At 60.4% G+C, this 22988-nt stretch carries 14 protein-coding genes and 2 pseudogenes; 12 read left to right on the forward strand and 4 right to left on the reverse strand.

Going from position 1 to position 22988, the window contains the following annotated elements; translation table 11 throughout:
• Window positions 1–128: 128 nt before the first annotated feature.
• From MPN23_RS00345 to MPN23_RS00360, 3 genes and pseudogenes are all read right to left on the reverse strand, one after another.
• Window positions 129–896, reverse strand: coding sequence for a septal ring lytic transglycosylase RlpA family protein (locus MPN23_RS00345; protein WP_243545495.1), 768 nt, complete (start codon window positions 894–896; stop codon window positions 129–131).
• Between the two features lie 226 nt (window positions 897–1122).
• Window positions 1123–1671 carry an AAA-type ATPase lid domain-containing protein gene (locus MPN23_RS00350; RefSeq protein WP_243547426.1) on the reverse strand — a complete coding sequence of 183 codons (549 nt, stop codon included), beginning with the start codon at window positions 1669–1671 and terminating at the stop codon, window positions 1123–1125.
• Window positions 1672–1707: 36 nt separating this feature from the next.
• A pseudogene (locus MPN23_RS00360) lies at window positions 1708–2849 on the reverse strand (sigma-54-dependent transcriptional regulator); the annotation flags it as partial.
• On the opposite strand from MPN23_RS00360, the gene MPN23_RS00365 reads away from it, so the two are divergent.
• On the forward strand, window positions 2848–3291 hold the full coding sequence (locus tag MPN23_RS00365; protein ID WP_243545496.1) for a glycine zipper domain-containing protein: 444 nt from the start codon (window positions 2848–2850) through the stop codon (window positions 3289–3291). The pseudogene MPN23_RS00360 and the gene MPN23_RS00365 sit on opposite strands and share 2 nt — an antisense overlap.
• An 80-nt stretch (window positions 3292–3371) precedes the next feature.
• Here the strand turns inward: MPN23_RS00365 and typA are convergent, their stop codons facing one another.
• Entirely contained in the window at window positions 3372–5213 is a 1842-nt protein-coding gene (gene typA, locus MPN23_RS00370; RefSeq protein WP_243545497.1) for a translational GTPase TypA, read from the reverse strand.
• A gap of 169 nt (window positions 5214–5382) precedes the next feature.
• Here typA and MPN23_RS00375 point away from each other — a divergent pair, with 169 nt between their 5' ends.
• From MPN23_RS00375 to MPN23_RS00425, 11 genes and pseudogenes are all read left to right on the forward strand, one after another.
• Entirely contained in the window at window positions 5383–6627 is a 1245-nt protein-coding gene (locus MPN23_RS00375; RefSeq protein WP_243545498.1) for an aromatic amino acid transport family protein, read from the forward strand.
• Window positions 6628–6630: 3 nt separating this feature from the next.
• Window positions 6631–8043, forward strand: coding sequence for an aspartate ammonia-lyase (gene aspA / locus MPN23_RS00380; RefSeq protein ID WP_243545499.1), 1413 nt, complete (start codon window positions 6631–6633; stop codon window positions 8041–8043).
• Window positions 8044–8482: 439 nt separating this feature from the next.
• The gene (gene nifJ, locus MPN23_RS00385; protein ID WP_243545500.1) at window positions 8483–12076 is read left to right on the forward strand and encodes a pyruvate:ferredoxin (flavodoxin) oxidoreductase; all 3594 of its coding nucleotides are present in this window, start codon (window positions 8483–8485) and stop codon (window positions 12074–12076) included.
• Between the two features lie 781 nt (window positions 12077–12857).
• Window positions 12858–14237, forward strand: a complete 1380-nt coding sequence (locus tag MPN23_RS00390; protein ID WP_243545501.1) for an FAD-binding oxidoreductase — start codon at window positions 12858–12860, stop codon at window positions 14235–14237.
• 9 nt (window positions 14238–14246) lie between these two features.
• Entirely contained in the window at window positions 14247–15533 is a 1287-nt protein-coding gene (locus MPN23_RS00395; RefSeq protein ID WP_243545502.1) for a (Fe-S)-binding protein, read from the forward strand.
• A gap of 17 nt (window positions 15534–15550) precedes the next feature.
• A pseudogene (gene pta / locus MPN23_RS00400) lies at window positions 15551–17673 on the forward strand (phosphate acetyltransferase).
• A gap of 44 nt (window positions 17674–17717) precedes the next feature.
• On the forward strand, window positions 17718–18923 hold the full coding sequence (locus MPN23_RS00405; protein ID WP_243545503.1) for an acetate kinase: 1206 nt from the start codon (window positions 17718–17720) through the stop codon (window positions 18921–18923).
• A gap of 119 nt (window positions 18924–19042) precedes the next feature.
• A complete protein-coding gene (locus MPN23_RS00410; RefSeq protein ID WP_243545504.1) occupies window positions 19043–19669 on the forward strand; it encodes a LutC/YkgG family protein in 627 nt (208 codons plus the stop codon).
• 2 nt (window positions 19670–19671) lie between these two features.
• Window positions 19672–21822: an L-lactate dehydrogenase (quinone) large subunit LdhH gene (ldhH, locus tag MPN23_RS00415; RefSeq protein ID WP_243545505.1), complete on the forward strand. Its 2151-nt coding sequence runs from the start codon at window positions 19672–19674 to the stop codon at window positions 21820–21822.
• Window positions 21823–22205: 383 nt separating this feature from the next.
• Window positions 22206–22508, forward strand: a complete 303-nt coding sequence (locus tag MPN23_RS00420) for a Dabb family protein (RefSeq protein WP_243545506.1) — start codon at window positions 22206–22208, stop codon at window positions 22506–22508.
• 79 nt (window positions 22509–22587) lie between these two features.
• Window positions 22588–22956, forward strand: coding sequence for a hypothetical protein (locus MPN23_RS00425; RefSeq protein ID WP_243545507.1), 369 nt, complete (start codon window positions 22588–22590; stop codon window positions 22954–22956).
• Window positions 22957–22988: the final 32 nt, after the last annotated feature.

Below are 22988 nucleotides of genomic sequence, written 5' to 3' on the forward strand. Positions count from 1 at the left end.
TATGCCCTGCCAAGCATAGTAGGTCAATGAAGATATGACTACATATGGATATGACACTGGCAGGGAAAAAGGAAAAGGCCCGGCTCCGAAAGTGGAGCCAGGCCCTGTTCTGTCTGGGGATGCGGCTTTCAACCGACGATGTAGCAGGAGGGGAAATGCGGTCTGAGTGCACTGCGCACCCGTTCGGCACGGTCCCGGTTCGAGTAGGAACCGGCCTGAACAACGTGCAGGGTGCGGCCGTTGCGGCTGATCGTGGTAATGCGGGACCCCTTGTATCCGGCGCGGATCAGGGTGCGGTGCGCGTTCACTGCGTTGTCGCGGTTGGCGAACGCGCCCACGCGGACATGGTAGCTGGTGGAGGCCGATGCATGGACCGGGCGGCTTGCGGGCACGGTTCCGATGGCCTCGATGCGGACCTTGGTCACGCCTCTGTCCACGGAACCGAGCTGTCGAGCTGCGCCATAGGACAGGTCGAGCAGTCTTCCGCTCACGAAGGGGCCTCGATCATTGACCGTCAGAATCACGTTCCGGCCGTTTTCCAGATTGGTGACGCGGATTCTGGTGCCCAGAGGCAGGGTCTTGTGTGCCGCAGTCAGGGCGTACATGTTGTAGATTTCGCCGTTGGCGGTCTTCCTGCCATGGAAATCCTCGCCGTACCAGGAAGCATAGCCGGTTTCGGCGTATCCGGCGGCCGTCTTCAGCGGATGGTAGGTGCGGCCCATGACCGTGTAGGGATTGGTCTTCGCACTTCTGGGCGCGGTGGCCTGGGGTTGCCGCTGGGCGGACCCGGGTGTGGAATAGATATGTCTGGGGAACGGGTTGACGCTGTTCAGGGTCGCACAGCCGGACATTGCCAGCAGGGCCATGATGAAAAGAAACGAAGTGAAGTGGCGCATCCTTGCCTCCTGTGCCGGCCGATCCGTGGCCGGGAATGCCGCCGGGAATATCCCTCTCCCGGTTTGGCGTTGCTCCGTCGGTTTTCCAATACTGTCCCGTACTTATGCAGGTTGCGTGCCATGTCTGACGCATTGGTTCTGTGGCGTAATATGCTGAAATAAAAGCATGAATGTTTACATTTCTTCCTGTCGGGAAAATGTCGCGGCGTCCGTTTTTCCGTGTCGGTCATCGTACAGGGACAGTCCGTACTTCTTCAGCAATGAATACAGGTGGGAGCGTGACAGGTGCGAGCGCTTCAGAATTTCCGGAAGCGAGCCGTCGCACTGGCGGATGAGTTCCCCGAGATAGACCTTTTCCGCCGTGCTCTTGAATTCCCGCAGGGATGGGAGCTGCTGGTCGAAGATGTCTTCGAATATCTGCTGCCCGATTCTGCCGGCCCGGGTTTCCCCCGGGAGAATCGTTTTTTTCGGAAGGCACGTCCGTGCCCGTCATCTTTCTTATTTGCGCCCGGGCAACTGCAATGCGCAGGCTGCGCGGCAGGTGCATGGTGTACAGGGTCTTTTCCTCACCCGCCGCGATGACGGCCCGTTCCAGAATATTGAACAGTTCCCGCACATTGCCCGGCCAGTCGAAGTTCTTGAGCATGGCCACGAAGTCCGAGCCAAAGGTCTTGGACGGCAGGCCGTACTGGTCGCAGAGCCGCGTCACGTGATGCATGGAAAGGGCCTTGATGTCCTCGGTGCGCTGGCGCAGCGGCGGCAGATGGATGCGCATGGTCTTGATGCGGAAGAGCAGGTCCGAACGGAATTCCCCCTGATCGACCCTGTCGTCCAGATCGCGGTTCGTGGCTGCCACGAGTCGGAAGTCGCTGGACTGTTCGCGTGTGTCGCCCACGGGCCGGAACGTGTGCTCCTGAAGCACGCGCAAAAAGGATTTCTGGATGGAGAGCGGCATTTCGCCCACCTCGTCCAGAAACAGGGTGCCGCCGTCCGCCAGCTTGACCAGCCCGATGCGGCGGACTGGGCGCCGGTGAACGCGCCCTTGCGATGGCCGAACAGGGTGGATTCCACCAGACTTTCGGTCAGGGAGGCACAGTCCACTACCACGAAACTGCCACTGTTCCGGTCGCTGTTGTCATGAATGGTCCGGGCGAACAGCTCCTTGCCTGTGCCGGTCTCGCCCGTGATGAGCACATTGGTCTCGGACCGTGCGGCCTGCGCCATGAGCTTGAAGCTGGCCTGCATCACGCTGCTTTCTCCGACCACGAGGGAAAGGTCCAGCCTGTCCGGCCCGGATTTGCCGAGCCTTTCCTCCCGGTATTTCAGAGCGCGGCCCAGTGTCAGGGAAATGTCGCGCACGCTGGACGGTTTGAGCAGATAGTCCCATGCCCCGCCCTCGATGGCGAGCTCCGCGCCGTCCGGGTCGCCCTGTCCCGTGAGGATGATCACTTCCGGGGGTTCGGGCTGGGCCATGATTTCCGGCAGGATGTCCAGCCCGTTGCCGTCGGGCAGGCTCACGTCAAGGAACACCACGTCGACATCCCCCTGCCGGATGCGCTCCAGTCCCTGCGCAAGAGTGTGTGCGGCTTCGCATTCATGGGTGAGCCGGGTAATCAGGCTTTCCATGGTGTCGCAGATGTCGGGATTGTCGTCGATGATCAGTATGTGCGCCATTGCTGCTCCGGTGCTGGACGGTCGAATCCGGTTGGGCCGTCCTTGTGGTCTGGTTTGATTGTCAGCCTGCGGAAATTGTGCAGAGGGGCGGCCGTTGCCGCGGAATTTGATGATGCCGTTCAGCTTTGGACGCACAGCCGACGGAGTTGGCAAAATGCTTCGAGTCCGGTCGTCAGACGCGTTGTTCCGCTTGGGTTTCGGTGATATGAAATCATGTACATGTTTGGCGGTCGGGGCTAGTATTATCGAAACCAGAAACAGATTCGCGAGGTGAACCATGAAGAAGATAGTGGCTGTTTTCGTTGTATGCAGTTTTCTTGCCGTCGGTTTTGGATGCGCCACGAACAAGGCGCAGCAGGGCGCTACCGTAGGCGGTCTCGCAGGGGCGACAATCGGCGCGCTGACCTTCAAGGACAAGATGCTTGGCGCGGCCGTGGGCGCTGGCGTCGGCGTGCTCATGGGGTATATCGTGGGGAACGAATGGGACAAACACGACGAGGCGCAGGTGCAGCAGGCTTTGGAAAGGAATCGTTCCAACCAGGCATCCGCATGGACGAATCCGGATACGGGACACAGCTATACTGCCACGCCCAGCCATCCCTACATGGAAGATCATCGGCTTTATCGGGATATCGTGATCAAGGAGAAAGGGCCTGATGGCAAGGCCGTGATGGCCAAGGCCTGGCGCGATGACAACGGCGTCTGGCATCTCAAGCAGTAGCCGATCCTGTGATACGAAAGGAAAGCGCCCTGTTCCGGATGGAACAGGGCGCTTCGTTTTTTTCATGTCTTCAGGCGAGGCTAGGCTTCGCCTTCCTTTTTCTTCTTGCCGTCCATGCGATGCCGGGTATGGGCATCCAGAATCAGCTTGCGCAGGCGGATGGACTGCGGCGTGACTTCCACGAGCTCGTCGGCCTTGATGAAGTTCAGGGCACGTTCGAGGGTCATGGGCTTGATCGGGGTCAGGATCACGGCCTCGTCCTTGCCGGACGCGCGCATGTTGGTCAGCTTCTTGCCCTTGGTCGGGTTGACGTTGATGTCGTTGTCCCGGTTGTGTTCACCGACGATCATGCCTTCGTAGACCGGGTCGGTGGGTTTCACGAACAGCTGGCCGCGCGGCTCCAGGTTGAACAGGGCATAGGCGATGGCCTTGCCTGCGCGGTCGGACACGAGGGAGCCGGTGAAGCGGGTCGGGAAATCGCCCCGGTACTCGTCGTAGCCTTCGAGGTACGAGTTCAGAATGCCGGTGCCCTTGGTATCGGTCAGGAATTCGTCGCGGTAGCCGATCAGGGCGCGGGAGGGAATGGTGAACTCCAGACGCACGCGGCCGGTGCCCTTGTTGACCATGTTGGTCATGCGGCCTTTGCGGGCCGAGAGCTTTTCCGTGACAATGCCCATGAAGGACTCGTCGCAGTCCACGTACAGGTGCTCCATGGGTTCGAATTTCTTGCTGCCCTCGTACTTGAAGATGACTTCGGGCCTGCCCACGGACAGTTCGAATCCCTCGCGGCGCATGGTCTCGATGAGAATGGCCATCTGGAACTCGCCGCGTCCCTTGACCAGAAACGCATCGCGACCTTCGGCCTCTTCGACCTGGATGGCAACGTTGAGCAGGGTTTCCTTGCGCAACCGTTCGCGAATCTTGGTTCCCTGCACCAGTTTGCCTTCGGTTCCGGCAAGGGGCGAGGTGTTGATGGTGAAGCGCATGGACACGGTGGGTTCGTCGACCGTGATGCGGGGCAGGGCCTTGCGTTCCTCGCGGGTGCAGATGGTGTCGCCGATCTGCACGTCCTCGATGCCCGAGATCACCACGATGTCGCCGGGCTCGCAGATATCCGTGGGCGCGACCTGCACGCCCATGTAGGTCTGGAGCTTGGTGACCTTGAGAAGTTTTTCCTCGTGTTCGCCGAGGCAGACCAGCGGCTCGTTGGACTCGACATTGCCGTGGAAGACCTTGCCGATGGCAAGGCGGCCCAGATAATCGGAATAGGACAGGTCGGAAACCAGCATCTGGAAGGGCTCGTCCGCGTCGTAGGCCGGGCCGGGCACCTTGTCCAGAATCATGTCGAGCAGGATGTGCAGGTTCTCGCCGCGTTCGTCCGGGGTGGGCATGGCGATGCCGTCGCGGCCGATGGCGTAGAGCAGGGGAAATTCGAGCTGCTCCTCGGTGGCGTCCAGATCGATGAACAGGTCGTAGATTTCGTCCAGAACTTCCTCGGTGCGGGCGTCCTGACGATCGACCTTGTTGATGACCACGATGATGGACAGGCCCCGGTCAAGGGCCTTCTTGAGCACGAACCGGGTCTGGGGCAGAGGGCCTTCGGAGGCGTCCACCAGCAGGATGGCGCCGTCCGTCATGGACAGGGAGCGCTCAACCTCGCCGCCGAAATCGGCATGGCCCGGGGTGTCGATGATGTTGATTTTCACGTCCTTCCAACGGACGGAGCAGTTCTTTGCGGCAATGGTAATGCCGCGTTCACGCTCCAGATCCATGGAATCCATGATCCGGTCGTCCACTTCCTGTCCTTCGCGGAACAGGCCGGACTGTTTGAACATGGCGTCGACCAGGGTTGTCTTGCCGTGGTCGACGTGGGCGATGATCGCAATATTGCGAAGGGACTCGTTACGAGTTGTCGTTTTCATGAAAGATTACTCCTGCTGGAAATAGGTGGCAGTGCGGCATAGCCGAATACCTTGCCACTGGCAAGCAAAGACTGTGCGGCAGCAATTATATATTTCAAATCCTTTTTTTTTGAGGTAGGTTCCCGGAAAACGTATTTCCCATGATTTCGCATACTCGCATGGAGGTTACATGACTTCGAACGGACCCGGTGCCGGAAAGGTCGTCACGACCGCTCTTGTGGTGACAGGAAACATGGTTGGTGCCGGGATTCTGGCTCTGCCCGTCAATCTCGGGCCTTCCGGCCTGATTCCGGCCCTGATCGGCACGGTGTTCATGTGGTTCATGATGACCTGCACAGCGCTGATCTATTCGCGGCAGAAAGCCCTGATCGACGACCCGGATGCGGACCTGCCCACCTTTTTCGGCCGCGAACTCGGTCCCACCGGGCAGTGGGTGAGCGTGGCAGCCAACATCATCATCCTGTACGGACTGCTGACAGCGTATCTGTCCGGGGTGGCTTCCATCGTCATCAACCTGTTCGACCTGCCCATCCCGGAATGGGGCGCCATGGTCGGATATTTCGTGATTGCCGTGCTGCTTACCTCATTCGGCGCGGCTGTCATGCGACGGGGCAACGCCATTCTCATGATTTTCCTGTGGCTCTGTTTCGCGGCACTGGTGATCATGACCATTCCGAACATGCATGACGGAGAAATCCGTCTGGCCGACTGGTCGTTTCTGCCGTCCGGCCTGCCCGTGCTGCTCACGGCCTTTCATTTTCACAACATCATTCCCACTCTCTGTCATACGTTGGACAACGATCATGGAGCAGTGACCCGCGCCATCTGGCTCGGCACCGGACTCGGACTGATCATGAACGTCATCTGGATCGTGGTGGTCGTTCTGGCTCTGCCCATGACGGGCAACGACGGCGCGAACCTGATACAGGCCTTTCAGCAGAATCTGCCCGCCACAGTGCCGCTGGCCAAGGTCATTGGCGGCAATGTCTTCACGCAGGTGTCGCTGGGCTTTGCCGTGGTCGCCATGACCACCTCGTTCATGGCCAATGGCACGGCCATGCAGAGCTTCATGCGCGATCTGGTCTCCACCTATCTGCATTCCTCGAACAGGACGCTGGTCTGGGCGCTTTCGTTTCTGCCACCTCTGGCCGTGGGCATCCTGTATCCCAACGTGTTTCTGTCCGCGCTGAACGTTGCGGGCGGCGTGGGCATCAACATCCTGTTCGGCATCCTGCCCGGCGTGCTGCTCATCAAGTATGCGCGGGGATGCGGGCTGGAAGCGGATCGCGGGATGGGCCATGATCGCGGTGTTCGGCGCCGTGCTGCTCATCGAGGTCGGGCAGGAGGCCGGATTGCTGCACATTTCTCCGGATGTGGAATACTGGACCGCAAAGCACATACAGTAAGGATATGAACCATGACTGAAAACTGCCGAATCGAGCACGATTGCGTGGGCGAGCTGGAAGTTCCGGCCGATGCCTACTACGGGTGCCAGACCCTGCGTGCCGTGGAGAACTATCACATTACCGGGATCACCCTGTCCCACTATCCCCGGCTGATTCATGCGCTGGCCTATGTCAAGATGGCGGCTGCCGAGGCCAATGCGTCCCTCGGCCTGCTGGACGAGGACAAGGCCCGGGCCATTGTCCGCGCCTGCGAGGAACTGCTGCAGGGCAAGTTGCACGACCAGTTCGTCGTGGATGCGGTGCAGGGTGGGGCAGGCACGTCCACCAACATGAACGCCAACGAGGTGATTTGCAACCGTGCATTGGAGATTCTGGGACATTGCAAGGGGGAATACGACATCATTCACCCTTTGAATCACGTGAACATGTCCCAGTCCACCAACGACGTGTACCCGTCGGCCCTGAACATCGCCCTGATCCTGGAAAACCGGGAACTGCTGGACGCCATGCAGTATCTGCGCGGCGCATTCATGGACAAGGGCGTGGAGTTCCGGGACGTGATCAAGATGGGACGGACCCAGCTTCAGGACGCCGTGCCCATGACGCTGGGGCAGGAATTCACGGCCTGGGGCGTCATGGTCGGCGAGGACGTGGAGCGGCTCTCCGAGGCCCAGTCTCTGGTTCACGAGATCAACATGGGGGCCACGGCCATCGGCACGGGATTGAACTCGCATCCCGACTATACCCGCACCGTGACCGAGAAGCTGGTGCAGATCACCACCTTGCCGCTCAAGGCCTCGCCCGATCTGGTGGAAGCCACGCAGGATACCGGAGCCTATGTCCAGCTTTCCGGCGTGCTCAAGCGCATCGTGGTCAAGATGAGCAAGATATGCAATGACCTGCGCCTGCTTTCCAGCGGTCCGCGCTGCGGTCTGAACGAGATCAATCTGCCGCCGCGCGCGCCGGGCTCCTCGATCATGCCGGGCAAGGTCAATCCGGTCATTCCCGAGGTCGTCAGTCAGGTGGCCTATGCGGTCATCGGCAGCGACATGACCGTGACCATGGCCTCCGAGGCCGGACAGCTCGAACTCAATGTCATGGAACCGGTCATTGCCTATTCCCTGTTCCAGTCCATCAACATGACCCGCCGTGCGTGCCTCACGCTGGCCGACCTGTGCGTCAAGGGCATCACTGCCAATGCGGACCGCTGCCGCGAGATGGTGGAGCATTCCATCGGGCTGGTCACGGCGCTGAATCCCTACATGGGATACGAAATGTCCACGGAAGTGGCCAAGGAGGCCATGGACAGCGGACGGTCCGTCTACGACATCGTTCTGGAAAAGGGGTGCCTGACCAAAGAGGAACTGGAAGACATTCTCAAGCCGGAAAACATGGTTCGCCCGAGATACATTCATCGGAAATAGGCAGGGGAGCAGAAAAACGGTTCATGAGCCGACGCGCGGAAAGCGCGTCGGCTTTTTTCGTGGGCGGAAACCGACCGTGGTCTTGAAAAAAATCATGGCGATTCGGATTGCAGATTCGATAGTCTGATTTTTAGGACTATCCATTTTTCGTTTTATTGCAGAAAGTTGTCTTTGCTCCTCCTCGAAATCCCATTCCAACACAGCAATCATTCTCACAAAGAGAGGTCCGAGTCTGTTTTTTCAGACGGGATCACAAGCTTTCAGGCCGAGGATTTCGGTGTCAACTTTTTGTAACATGCCGGAATTCAATGAAAGTGTGGAAAAAGAGCGAATTGGCACGGATGTTGTTTCAAGGGGAGTGGCGATGCTTCACACCCGATGAAACATACTGCCCGTTTCGGGCATCAATGAACTGGCATCAGTATAAGGAGTGTATCGAATGCCCAAGAAGATGAAGACCATGGACGGCAATACGGCTGCCGCCCACGTGGCCTACGCCCTGAGCGAGACCGCGGCCATCTATCCCATCACCCCCTCGTCCACCATGGGCGAGATCGCGGATGAATGGGCCTCCCAGGGCCGGAAGAACATTTTCGGCCAGATCGTCAAGGTTCGCCAGTTGCAGTCCGAGGCGGGCGCGGCCGGTGCGGTACACGGTGCGCTTGCCGCAGGTTCCCTCACCAGCACCTTCACCGCCTCGCAGGGCCTGCTGCTGATGATTCCGAACATGTACAAGATTGCTGGCGAACTGCTGCCCGGCGTCTTCCATGTTTCCGCTCGTGCCATTGCCGCGCACGCCCTGTCCATCTTCGGCGACCATCAGGACGTGATGGCCTGTCGCCAGACCGGTTTTGCCATGCTGGCCGAAGCCTCGGTGCAGGAAGTCATGGACCTGGCTCTGGTCGCGCATCTGGCCGCCATCGAATCCAGCGTGCCGTTCGTGAGCTATTTCGACGGATTCCGCACCTCCCACGAAATCCAGAAGGTCGAGGTCATCGACTACGATGACATGAAGCCGCTGGTGAACATGGACAAGGTCGAGGCATTCCGGGCCCGTTCCATGAACCCCGAACATCCGAACATTCGCGGCACCGCCCAGAATCCGGACATCTACTTTCAGGGTCGCGAAGCCGCCAATGCCTACTATGAAAAGCTCCCCGAGATCGTCGAGGAGTACATGGACAAGGTCAGCGCCCTGACCGGTCGTTCCTACAAGCCGTTCGACTACGTGGGTGCGCCCGATGCCGAACGCGTGATCGTTTCCATGGGCTCCTCGTGCGAGGCCATCGAGGAAGTGGTCAACGTGCTGACCGCGAGAGGCGGGAAGGTCGGTCTGCTCAAGGTCCGCCTGTACCGTCCGTTCTCGCCCAGGCATTTTCTGGCCGTGCTGCCCGAATCCGTGAAGACTCTCTGCGTGCTGGACCGCACCAAGGAGCCCGGCTCCCTCGGCGAGCCCCTGTATCAGGACGTGTGCACCATGTTCCTGGGCAGGGAGGACGCTCCGAAGATCATCGGCGGTCGCTACGGACTCGGTTCCAAGGAATTCACCCCCGCCATGATCATGGCGGTCTTCGACAATCTGGCCGCGCCGTCCCCGAAGGACCATTTCACCGTGGGCATCGAGGATGACGTGACCGACACCTCCCTTGTTGTTGCCGAGGCCCTGGACACTACCCCGGAGGGCACTGTGCAGTGCAAGTTCTGGGGCCTCGGTTCCGACGGGACCGTGGGCGCGAACAAGCAGGCCATCAAGATCATCGGCGACAACACCGACATGTACGCACAGGGGTACTTTGCCTACGACTCCAAGAAGTCCGGCGGCATCACCATTTCCCATCTGCGCTTTGGTGAAAAGCCCATCCAGTCCACCTATCTGGTGAACACGGCCGACTACGTGGCCTGCCACAACCCGAGCTACGTGCATCTGTACGACGTGCTGGAAGGCATCAAGCAGGGCGGTACCTTCGTGCTGAACTGTCCCTGGACCGTTCAGGACATGGAACGGGAACTCCCCGCCTCCATGCGTCGCACCATCGCGGAAAAGGACCTGAAGTTCTACACCGTGGACGCAGTGAAGATCGCGGGTGAAGTCGGCCTTGGCGGACGCATCAACATGATCATGCAGACCGCCTTCTTCAAGCTGGCGAACGTGATTCCGTTCGATCAGGCCGTGGATCTGCTCAAGGTCGGCATCAAGGCCGCGTACGGCAAGAAGGGCGACAAGATCGTCAACATGAACAACGCCGCCGTGGACAAGGCTGCCGACGCCATCATCGGGATTGCCGTGCCCGAGGCATGGAAGTCTTTGATTCCCGAGGCCGCGGTCGAGCGCGACGAGCCGGATTACGTGAAGAACGTGATGCGTCCGGTTCTGGCCCAGAAGGGCGATTTCCTGCCCGTGTCCGTGTTTTCCGAGGACGGGACCATGCCGCTGGCCACCTCCAGATATGAAAAGCGCGGCGTGGCCATCAAGGTTCCCGAATGGCTGCCCGACAACTGCATCCAGTGCAATCAATGCGCCTTCGTGTGCCCGCACTCCGCGATCCGCGTTGTCGTGGCCACCGAGGACGAACTGAAGAACGCGCCAGCCACCTTCAGGACTCTTGATGGCAAGGGCAAGGACCTGAAGGGCATGAAGGTCCGCATCCAGATCAATACGCAGGATTGTCTGGGCTGCGGCAACTGCGCCGACATCTGCCCGGCCAGGGAAACCGCGCTGGTCATGAAGCCAATCGCGACCCAGACCGAAGTCGAGGTGCCCAACTTCGAATTCTCCGAAACCGTTTCCTACAAGGAAATCGGCAGGCGCGATACCGTGAAGGGCAGCCAGTACCGTCAGTCCCTCATGGAATTCTCCGGGGCCTGCGCCGGTTGCGGCGAGACCCCGTACGTCAAGGTGCTGACCCAGCTCTTCGGTGAACGCATGGTCATTGCCAACGCCACGGGCTGCACCTCCATCTGGGGCGCGTCCTCCCCGTCCACGCCGTACTGCGTGAACCGGGACGGTCATGGCCCGGCATGGGGCAACTCCCTGTTCGAGGATGCCGCCGAGTTCGGCTTCGGCATCAACATGGGCGTGGCGCATCGCCGCGAATTCCTGGCTGCCAGGGCTGCCGAGGCTGCCCGGACCGCTTCCGGCGAAGTCAGGGATGCTCTGGAAGCCTGGCTGGCCGCCAAGGACGATGCCGAAGCCTCCCGGGAAACCGGAGACAGGCTCAAGGCCGCTCTGGCCGGAACCGGTGACGAAAAGCTGGCCGAGATCGCATCCATGTCCGACCTGTTCACCAAGAAGTCCGTCTGGGTCTTTGGCGGCGACGGCTGGGCCTATGACATCGGCTACGGCGGCGTGGATCACGTGCTGGCGTCCGGCGAGGACATCAACATTCTTGTGGTGGACACCGAGGTGTATTCCAACACCGGTGGCCAGTCCTCCAAGGCCACCCCGCTCGGTTCCATTGCCAAGTTCGCTGCCGCTGGCAAGCGCACCGGCAAGAAGGATCTGGGCCGCATGGCCATGACCTACGGTTACGTGTACGTGGCCTCCGTGGCCATGGGCGCGGACAAGCAGCAGATGATGAAGGCCTTCAAGGAGGCCGAAGCCTACAAGGGCCCGTCCCTGATCATCTGCTACGCTCCCTGCATCAATCAGGGCATCCGCAAGGGCATGGGCAAGACCCAGTACGAGCAGAAGCTTGCGGTCAAGTCCGGCTACTGGCCGCTCTACCGCTTCAACCCGGAACTGGCGGACAGGGGCGAGAATCCCTTCTCCCTCGATTCCAAGGCGCCGGATGGTTCCCTTGAGGAATTCCTGCTCGGAGAGAACCGGTACGCCATTCTGGACAAGCTCCAGCCCGAGGCGGCCAGAACCCTGCGCGAGCAGATCGGCAGGGATTACGAGAACCGTTACGAGCAGTACAGGCACATGTCCGAGGCGGATCATTTCACCCCGGAAGAGCTTGAAGTCTGCGAGTCCACGGACACTGCCGAGCACTCCCGCCCCGGTGGCGGCGATGCCTGCGATGACGGCAGATAGACCATAGGTATGCCCCGGCGGCAGGGGGATTGCGGACGGCTTCGGCCGTACCCCCGGCCGCCGGGATTGTCTGGATACTGTTTTCAGGTTGACGACCCGGCACGACAGGAGAGGATTTTTTGCAAATGTATTCACTGCTTGCATTGGTACCCCTCCTTGCGGTGTACTTCCTCCCGGCCATTTTGCGGTGGCCGACCAAAGGGGCTTTTGCGGCCTCGACCGTGCCAAGTGTGCTGACGGGCTGGATTGAGAGCGTTCCGGCTTGTGTTCCCGTCGGCGATCTGTTCGGCGCGGGCATCGGATACTCCGCCAAGTCGGTGCATGCCCCGGGAGCTGTTCTGATGTGCGCTGCGGCTTGCGCCTTTTTGATTCAGCGCATGCATTTTGAAAACTTCGGGAGCGTGATGGATACGTATTCCCGGACCATGATGCAGGCCCCCTTCGCGTTGGGATTCGCCTTGCCCGTGGTTCATGCGTGCATCACGCCCGGAGAGGAGTTCATGGTTTCGGGATCGGGGAATGCATTCCCGGAAAGGACCGACCGCGTTGCGGCGTTGGCTGGCCCGCCCCGGAACGGAAATGCGGATTCATCCGCAACCTGTTTGCTTTTCGGACTTGCCGCCTGATCGCCGTTGAATGCCTGGTGCGATCCCGGTGACTGCATGTCGGAAACGATTTTGAAATCAGAGAGAGAAACTGAGGAATTTGCCGACCTGAATCGGGAAGGGGGAACGCGTCCCCCTTCCGTCCAAACGTCCAAGACGATCGAAGGAGAATACTCATGGGCGCTGAAAAGCTCGTAAAGGATTTCGAAGCCGTTGTCGGAACCGGCAATGTCATGACCAGTGAGACCGACCGCCATGCCTATTCCTATGATGCCGCCGTGCTGGATTCCGTCATGCCCGCTCTTGTGGTGCGTCCCGAAAACAGCGAAGCGCTCGGCAGGACCGTCCGCCTGTGCAACGAGAACGGCATTCCCCTGACCGTTCGCGGCGCAGGCACCAATCTTTCCGGTGGCACCATCCCGCATCCCGGCGGTGTGGTGGTGCTGACCAACGGACTGGACCGCATTCTCGAAATCAACGAGGCGGACATGTACGCCGTGGTCGAACCCGGCGTGGTCACCGCGACCTTTGCGGCGGAAGTGGCCAGGCGCGGCCTGTTCTACCCCCCGGACCCGGGCAGCCAGACCGTCTCCACCCTTGGCGGCAATGTTGCCGAGAACGCGGGCGGCCTTCGCGGCCTCAAGTACGGCGTGACCAAGGACTACGTCATGGGCGTGGACTTCTGGGACGTGAACGGCGAGCTGATCAAGTCCGGTTCCCGCACCGTGAAGTGCGTGACCGGCTACAATCTGGCCGGGCTCATGGTCGCGTCCGAGGGCACGCTGGGCGTGTTCGACAAGATCATTCTCAAGCTCATTCCCCCGGCGCAGGCCGCCAAGTCCATGATGGCCGTGTTCGACACCATGGAAGCCGCGTCCGAAACCGTGGCCGCAATCATTGCCAACAAGATCGTGCCCGCCACTCTGGAGATGATGGACAACTTCACCATCCGCACCGTGGAGAATTTCCGCAAGGCCGGATTGCCCACCGAAGCGGGCGCACTGCTGCTCATCGAGGTGGACGGCCATCCTGCACAGGTCGAGGAGGAGGCCGAAAAGGTCGAGACTCTTTGCAGGAAGCTCGGTGCCACGGATATCAAGGTGGCCAATGATGCTGCCGAGCGCAACGCCGTGTGGCAGGCCCGCCGCGACGCACTGCCCGCTCTGGCCAAGCTGCGGCCCACCTGCGTACTGGAGGACGCCACCGTGCCCCGCTCCATGATTCCCGCCATGATCACCGCATTGGGCGAGGTCAGCCGCAAGTACGACGTGACCATCGGCACGTTCGGGCATGCCGGTGACGGCAACCTGCATCCCACGATCCTGACCGACAGGCGCGACAAGGCCGAGTGGGAGCGTGTGGAAAAGGCCATTGACGAAATCTTCGACCGCGCTCTGGCCATGGGCGGCACCCTGTCCGGCGAGCACGGCATCGGTCTTGCCAAGTCCAAGTACATGGAACGCGAGACCAGCCGCGCCACTCTGGAGTATTCCCGTCGCATGAAGTCCGTGCTCGATCCCAAGGGCATTCTCAATCCCGGCAAGATCATCGGTTAGGGGGCAGTCATGGCAGACATTCACAGACTCGCACAGATGCTCAAGGAATTGGACGACCAATTGGTGAACTGCATGCGTTGCGGCATGTGTCAGGCCGTGTGCCCGGTGTTCAGGGAATCCGGACGCGAAGCCGACGTGGCTCGCGGCAAGCTGGCCCTGCTCGACGGTCTTGCCTCGGAAATGCTCAGCGATCCGGACGGCGTGAACGAGAAGCTCAACCGCTGCCTGCTGTGCGGCACCTGCGCCGCCAACTGTCCCAGCGGGGTCAAGGTGATGGACATCTTCATCAAGGCCCGGGCCATCATGACCGGCTACCTCGGGCTTTCCCCGGTGAAGAAGGCCATCTTCCGCGGCATGCTCGCCAACCCCCGGCTCATGAATTCGCTCATGGACATTGGGGCGAGGTTTCAGGGAGTATTCACCAAGCCGGTGGACGACATGCTGGGCAGCTCCTGTGCCAGATTCATGTCTCCGCTCATCGGGGACAGGCATTTCAAGCCTCTGGCCAGGACCCCGCTGCACAAGATCGTGCCCGAGCTGGACACCCCGGCCGGGTCGAGCGGCATTCGCGTGGCCTTTTTCGTGGGCTGCGCCGTGGACAAATTCTTCCCTGAGGTGGCACAGGCCTCCCTCAAGGTGCTGGAAAAGGCCGGAGTGGGCGTGTTCATGCCCCCGAATCAGGCCTGCTGCGGCATTCCGGCCCTGTCCAGCGGAGACAGCGATACCTTTGACAAGCTGATCCTTCAGAACGTGCAACTCTTCCGGGAAGGCAAGTTCGATTATCTGGTGACCTCGTGCGCAAGCTGCACGTCCACCATCAGGGAATTGTGGCCGACCATGTTCGGCGGCAATGCCTCCCTCAGGTACGATCTGTCGCTTTTGGCTCGGAAAACTATGGACATAAGCGAATTCCTGGTCAATATCATTGGCCTGGATACAAAGGAACCTCAGGGCGACGGGGTGGTTACATATCACGATCCCTGCCACCTGAAAAACAGCCTCGGCATCACGGAACAGCCACGGAATCTGATCCGCGCCGCTGGATGCGAATTCAAGGAAATGAACGAAGCCGGCACCTGTTGCGGCTGCGGCGGCAGTTTCACGGTCGCTCATTACGACGTTTCCAGGAAGATCGGATCGCGCAAGGCGCAGAACATCATGGATTCCGGGGCGGACATTGTTGCCACGAGCTGCCCGGCCTGCATGCTTCAGATCACGGACATGCTTTCCCAGAAAAAGGCCGGGATCAAGGTAAAGCACGTGATCGAGCTCTATGCCGAAAGCCTGGACGGCTAGGCAAGAAAGGAACTGCAATGTCGAAAAACCTTTACGTCTCAGCAACAGAGGAACGCAGCGGCAAGTCCGCAGTGGTTCTCGGCGTCATGCAGATGCTGCTGCGGGAAATCCACAAAGTCGCCATCTTCCGTCCCGTGATCAATGATCCGGGCGAGGGGGCAGACGCGATCATGACATCAATCTCATCCTCGAACACTTTCGGCTGGACGTACCCTATGAAGAAACCTACGCCTGCACCCTGAAGGAAGCACGCGAACTGATCAATTCCGGCCAGCACGCCGTGCTGCTGGAGCGGATTCTGAAGGCATACAAGAATCTGGAAGGCAAGTACGATTTCGTGCTGTGCGAAGGCACGGACTTCCGGGGCAAGGATGCGGCCTTCGAGTTCGACATCAATGCCGACATCGCCGCCAATCTGGGCGCGCCCATGCTCATCGTGTCCTCGGGCAGGAACAAGACCCCGGAAGAAGTCGTGAGCCTGACGCAGCTCACGCTGGACACGCTTGAGGAAAAGGGCGTGGATCTCGTGTCCTGCGTGGTCAACCGCTCCCCCCGGAGCATGGACCCCGGGGAGATCGTGGAGCACATCTGCGAGAACGCCCGGTGCAGCAAGGACCTGCTGGTCTATGCCATTCCCGAGAACGAAGCTCTTGGCAGCCCGTCCATGAACGACGTGCGCCGCTGGCTCGACGCTCAGGTGCTCTACGGTCACGGCGGATTGCAGACCTTGGTCAGCAACTATCTGGTTGCGGCCATGCAGATCGGCAATTTCCTCGAATACATCGAGCCGGGCAGCCTGATCATCTCTCCGGGCGACCGCGAGGACATCATCATCTCCAGTCTGGCTTCCCGACTGTCCGGTTCCTATCCGGACATTGCGGGCATCGTGCTTACCGGCGGGCTTCAGCCCTCCCGGTCCGTGCACAGGCTGATCGAGGGCTGGACCGGCGTGCCCGTGCCCGTTCTGTCCGTGGAAGGGCATACCTACCAGACCGTGGAAAAGATCAGCGAGATGTACGGCCGCATCGAGCCGGACGATCAGCAGCGCATTGCCACGGCTCTTGGCGGATTCGCCTCCCACGTGGATGTGCGCACCCTGCGCGAGCGCGTGGTTTCCACCAAATCCACCCGTGTCACGCCCAAGATGTTCGAATACATGCTGGTGGAAAAGGCGTCCCGCGACCGGCAGCGCATCGTGCTGGCCGAGGGCGAGGGCGAACGCATCCTTCGTGCTGCGGACATCCTGCTCCGCCGCGGCGTGGCCGACCTGATTCTGCTCGGACGCGAGGAAGAGATTCGCGCCAAGGCTTCGGCGCTGGGCGTGAACCTTGTCGGCGCACAGGTCATCGAGCCTGCCAAGTCCGAATACTTCGACGACTTCACGGCCACCTACATGGAGCTGCGCAAGCACAAGGGCGTGCTTGAGGAGACCGCGCGGGATCGCATGTCCGATCCCACGTACTTCGGCACCATGATGGTGTACAAGGGACTTGCCGACGGCATGGTTTCCGGTTCCGTCACCACCACGGCCCACACCATCCGTCCCGCCTTCGAGTTCGTGAAGACCAAGCCCGGCGCGTCCATCGTGTCCTCGGTCTTCCTGATGTGCCTCAAGGATCGCGTGCTGGTGTACGGCGACTGCGCCGTGAACCCGAACCCCAATGCCCAGCAGCTCGCCGAGATCGCGCTCTCCTCTGCCGAGACCGCAAGCATCTTCGGCGTGGAACCCCGCGTGGCCATGCTCAGCTATTCCACGGGCGCTTCGGGCAAGGGCGCGGACGTGGAGACCGTGATCGAAGCCACGGCCATCGCCAGAGAGCGCGCTGTGGAGCGGTTCCCGGGCCTGCCCATCGAAGGGCCGTTGCAGTACGACGCCGCGATCGACCCGGATGTGGCCGCGACCAAGATGCCGGATTCCGATGTCGCCGGAAAGGCGACCGTGTTCATCTTCCCGGATCTGAACACCGGCAACAACACCTACAAGGCTGTGCAGCGTGCTGCCGGAGCCGTGGCCATCGGCCCGGTCCTTCAGGGTCTGAACAAGCCGGTGAACGACCTGTCTCGGGGGTGCACAGTGCCGGACATTGTGAACACCGTGGCCATCACCGCCATCCAGGCGCAGGCCGAGAAGAAACAGTAAGCAACCCGGACCTTTGGTCCGGACAACATAGCGTGGAGACAAGAATGAAAGTACTGGTCATCAACTCCGGAAGCTCGTCCATCAAGTACCAGCTGTTCGACATGACCGACGAGTCCGTGCTTTGCTCCGGTCTGGTTGAACGCATTGGCGAGGACATGGGCAGCCTGACCCACAAGGTCGCTCCGGATACGGACAGGGCTGACAGGATCGTTCTGGAACAGCCCATTGCCGATCACGAGGTCGGCATGCGTCTGGCCATTGATCTGATCTGCGGCGAAAAGGGCGTGGTCAAGGACAAGTCCGAGATCAGCGCCGTGGGGCATCGCATCGTGCATGGCGGCGAAAGCTTCCATCATCCCACTCTGGTGGACGATTCGGTCATGGAGGAACTGGCAAAAGTGATTCCTCTGGCACCGCTGCACAATCCTGGCCATCTGGCAGGCATGCGCGTGGCCCGGGCCCTGTTCCCGACCGTGCCTCAGGTCGTGGTCATCGATACCGCCTACCACCAGACCCTGCCGCCCAAGGCATACATGTATGCGCTTCCCTATGACCTGTACGAAGAACTGCGTATCCGCCGCTATGGTTTTCACGGAACCTCCCACTGTTTTGTGGCCAAGGAGGCCGCCCGTGTCATGGGCAGGCCCTTCGAGGAGTTCAACTGCATCACCGTGCATCTGGGCAACGGCTGTTCCATGACCGCGACCGAGAACGGCAGGGCCGTGGATACCTCCATGGGCATCACTCCGCTGGAAGGTCTGGTCATGGGCACCCGGTCCGGCGACGTGGATGCCGCATTGCATTCCTTTCTGCATCGATCCCGGGGCATGACTCCGGAAGAGGTCGACTTCATGCTGAACAAGGAGTCCGGTCTCAAGGGCCTGTGCGGCATGGGCGACATGCGCGACATTCATGCCGCCATTGCAAAGGGCGATGAAAGGGCCAGGCTGGCTCTGGATGTGCAGACCTACCGCAACCGCAAATACATTGCTTCGTTCATGGGCGTGCTGGGCCGCGTGGACGCCATCATCTTCACTGCGGGCATCGGGGAAAACGATTCCGTGGTGCGCAGCAAATCCGTCGAGAATCTGGAGCGCTTCGGCGTGAAGATCGACGAGAAGATCAACGACCAGCGCGTTTCCACCCCCCTCAGGATCAGCACCGACGACAGCGAGGTTCAGGTGTGGGTTATTCCCACCAACGAGGAACTGGCCATCGCCCGGGAGACCAAGGCGCTCATCGAAGCGTAACCACACAGTATGCGACGGACTGTCGGAAGGCCGGACGAACCGGCCTTCCGACGGCCCGACACTCCTTTGCGGAAGGGGCGCGTTCCCCTTGAGTACATAAACGTTGGAGGTACGGTAGCATGACTACCCAGCAATCCCTTTGTCAAAAATTCATGGAAAAGGCCGAACTCGTGGCTGCCACCGTGGCGGAAGTCGCGGACATGGATGCAGCGGTCGACTACGCCGTGAACCTGTGTGGCGAAAAGGAGGCCTGCCAATTGCAGGTGTCCGGATGTACCGAGCCTCTTTCCGATGGAGCCGAGGCCCTGTGCGACACCAAGCAGAAAAAGGTGCTGGCCGCCCCCGGTCTGGACAAGGTCGTTTATGACAGGCTCGCGGCCCAGTGTGCCGAGAACGGATTCGAATGCATCGGGTCCGGCATGCGCGAGTATCTGGCCGGGATCGACATCGGCTTCACCGTGGCCGACCATGGCATTGCCGAGACCGGCACGCTGGTGCTGAATTCCTCCGGCGAGGAGCTGCGTCTGGCCACCATGGTCTCGGAATATCATGTCTGCGTGCTGCCCAAGTCCCGGATCAGGGACACTTCGTTCGAGGTGGAATCCCTGCTGACCGAGGACATGAAGAAGGCCCCCAACTACACGGCCTTCATCACCGGCCCCAGCCGGACCGCCGACATCGAGCGCGTGCTCGCCCTCGGCGTGCATGGTCCGCTGCAACTCCACATCCTGCTTCTGGAGGACTAGTCATGCAGAAAGCCGAGAATCTCAAGGAATACCGGGGCGAGCTCAAGGAAGCTCTGGACAATGATTTTCTGCGCACCACCCTGGACAATTTCGCGGTGTCCTACCGTGCCGGGCGTGCCAATGCGTTCAAGGATATCGATACCAAGGCCCTGATCGGCGAGATCGCCAGCATCAAGGACAAGGCCGCGGCCAATCTGGACGACCTCTACGAGGAGTTCAAGCGGAACGCCGAAGCCGCCGGAGTGCATGTGCACTACGCCAGGGATGCCGAGGACGCCAATCGCATCATCTGCGAGATCGCCAAGGCCACCCGGTCGAGGAAGATCGTCAAGTCCAAGTCCATGACCGCCGAGGAGACTCTGCTCAACCATGCCCTTGAGGACGAGAATCTTGAAGTGGTGGAGACCGACCTTGGAGAATGGATCATCCAGCTGCGCCACGAGGGACCGTCCCACATGGTCATGCCCGCGATCCATCTGTCCCGGTATCAGGTCAAGGACCTGTTCACGGACGTGACCGGCAAGAAGCAGGAGCCGGACATCGAGAAGCTGGTCAAGGTGGCTCGTCGCGAGCTTCGCCAGAAGTACATCGAGGCGGACATGGGCATCACCGGCGCGAATTTCGCCATTGCCGAGACCGGAACCATCGGGCTGGTCACCAACGAGGGCAACGCCCGTCTGGTGTCCACTCTGCCGCGCGTGCACGTGGCGCTCATGGGGCTGGACAAGCTGCTGCCCGACATGCATTCGGCCTTGACCATTCTCAAGGCGCTGCCCAGAAATGCCACGGGGCAGGCCCTGACTTCCTACGTGACCTGGATCACGGGCGAGAACGAATGTCTCGCGGCCAGCGATGGCAAAAAGGAAATCCACTACGTTGTTCTGGACAACGGACGGAGCGAACTGGCCAGGGATCCGCTGTTCTCGCAGGTGCTGCGCTGCGTGCGCTGCGGCGCATGTGCCAATGTCTGTCCGGTCTACCGCCTTGTGGGCGGCCACAAGATGGGTCACATCTACATCGGCGCCATCGGCCTGATTCTGACCTATTTCTTCCATGGCAAGGACAAGGCGAAGAATCTGGTGCAGAACTGCATCAACTGCGAGGCGTGCAAGGACATCTGCGCCGGCGGCATTGATCTGCCCGGCATCATCAAGGAAATCCATACCCGCATTCAGGACGAGGAAGGACATCCCCTGCCCAGCCTGCTTCTTGGCAAGGTGCTGAAGAACCGCAAGCTCTTCCACACCCTGCTCAGGTCCGCCAAGTGGGCGCAGAAGCCCATGGCTGGCGATGACGGCTTCATCCGTCACCTGCCCATGGTGTTTGCCAGAGACCACGGGTTCAAGGCGCTGCCCACCATTGCCGAGAAACCGTTTCGCGACAAGTGGCCCGACCTCCGCCCCGATGTGGCGAACCCCAAGCTCTCCGTGGCCCTGTTCTCGGGCTGCGTGCAGGATTTCGTCTACCCCGAGCAGATGGAAGCCTGCGTCAAGCTGCTGGAAGGGCATGACGTGAACATGGAATTCCCCATGGAACAGTCCTGCTGCGGCCTGCCCGTCATGATGATGGGCGAGAAGAAGGCGGCCAGAGACGTGGCCGTGCAGAACATGCGCGCCTTCCAGAGCGGAGCGTACGATTACATCGTGACCATGTGCGCCTCCTGCGCCTCGCATCTCAAGCACAATTACCTCAAGCTGGTGAAGGGCAATCCCCGGCTGGAATCCCTGGCCATGGATTTTTCGTCCAGAGTCATCGATTTCAGCTCCTTTGCCCATGACGTGCTCAAGCTGGACCCGAGCGAGTTTCGCGTGACCGGGACCAGGGCCACCTACCACGCTCCGTGCCATCTTTGCCGGGGACTGGATGTGCACGACGCCCCGCGCGAACTCATCAGGACCGCGGGACTGGAATACAGGGAGTGTGACGAGGAAGAGGTCTGCTGCGGATTCGGCGGCACCTTTTCCATGAAATTCCCGGAACTCTCTGCCGAACTGCTGCGCAAGAAGCTCGACAATGTCGAGGCGACCGGGGCCGACGTCCTGCTCACCGACTGCCCGGGCTGCGTGATGCAGCTTCGCGGCGGCCTCAAGGCGCGCGGATCGTCCATCAAGGTGCGCCACGTTGCCGAGGCCATGGCCGACAACAGGAAGTAGGCACTGACGAAAAATGAAGCCGTCATGTCGGTTGGACCGCAATCCCCTGGAGCAACGCCACGCTTCCGCCGTGTGACAGGCATTCATCAAGGAGGCCCCGCATTCCTGCAATGCGGGGCCTCCGTATATCCGGCGTTTCGCTTTTTCCTCCTTTTTGTCGGCAATGCCGTTGAAACAGCCCGTTTGCGGTGCGTATTGGCTGCTTTTTCGATCAAGAGGGATGGAAAACATGGTTGGCCGACACTTTGGCGTTATATTCACGAATTGTTTGATGACACGCGCGGCTGGCATGCTTATAGTGTAATAAGTAGGGTAGTGCCGTTTGAATGCCGCATGACGCAGTCGGCTGGAATTGTTGATTTTGCATTGAAAAGGAGATGAAAATGGTCAGGCACGTCGTCATGTGGACGCTCAAGGACGAGGCTGAAGGCGTTTCCGCTTGGGAAAACGCCGGAGTCATGAAGAAAATGCTCGAAGCGCTGCGGGGACGCATCCCCGGACTGCTGCATATCGAGGTGAGTCGCGAGATCGTGGCGGCGGACCCGGAATGTCATGTGGTGCTGTGTTCCGAGCACGTGGACAGGGAAGCCCTTGATGCCTATCAGGTGCACCCGGAGCATCGGAAGTGTGTCGCCTTTGTCAGAAAGGTGGCCTCGGGCCGGAAGGCTGTGGATTACGAAATCTAGCCTTTCCCGGTTCCGGAATGCCCCGGCTGCCCGCTGCAATGCGGAAACAGCGCTTCGGCGTTCCGCAAGGGAGGACGACATGGCTGTACGCTACGATCAGACCCGCAAGCGGATCATCTGCCGTTGGGAAGAGCCCACCCGGATCGTCATGGACAAGAAGGAGGGCGTGATCAAGCGGTCGCGGATGATCACCGTCAAGGTGAACGAGAACGGCAAGCTGAACAGCAAGGACCGCCGACGTCACGAAAAGCACCCCATGTTCCCCTACATCTCGCGGTTCAACCAGCTTCTGAACAAGATGAATTATTTCCCGGAGGCGGAAGACGGCTACACATGCGCAGTATGCGGAGCGGCCGAGCAGGTCAGTCCGCATTTTGATCCCCGTACCCAGTCTGTTGTCTGGCTGTGCGGCAAACACTCCGCCCAATCGCCCGAGGTGGACGCCTAGTTGCGTGTGTGGGGGGCGGCCTCGGTTACGTG

The sequence above is a fragment of the Pseudodesulfovibrio tunisiensis genome, from assembly GCF_022809775.1.
Taxonomy (GTDB): Bacteria; Desulfobacterota; Desulfovibrionia; order Desulfovibrionales; family Desulfovibrionaceae; genus Pseudodesulfovibrio; species Pseudodesulfovibrio tunisiensis.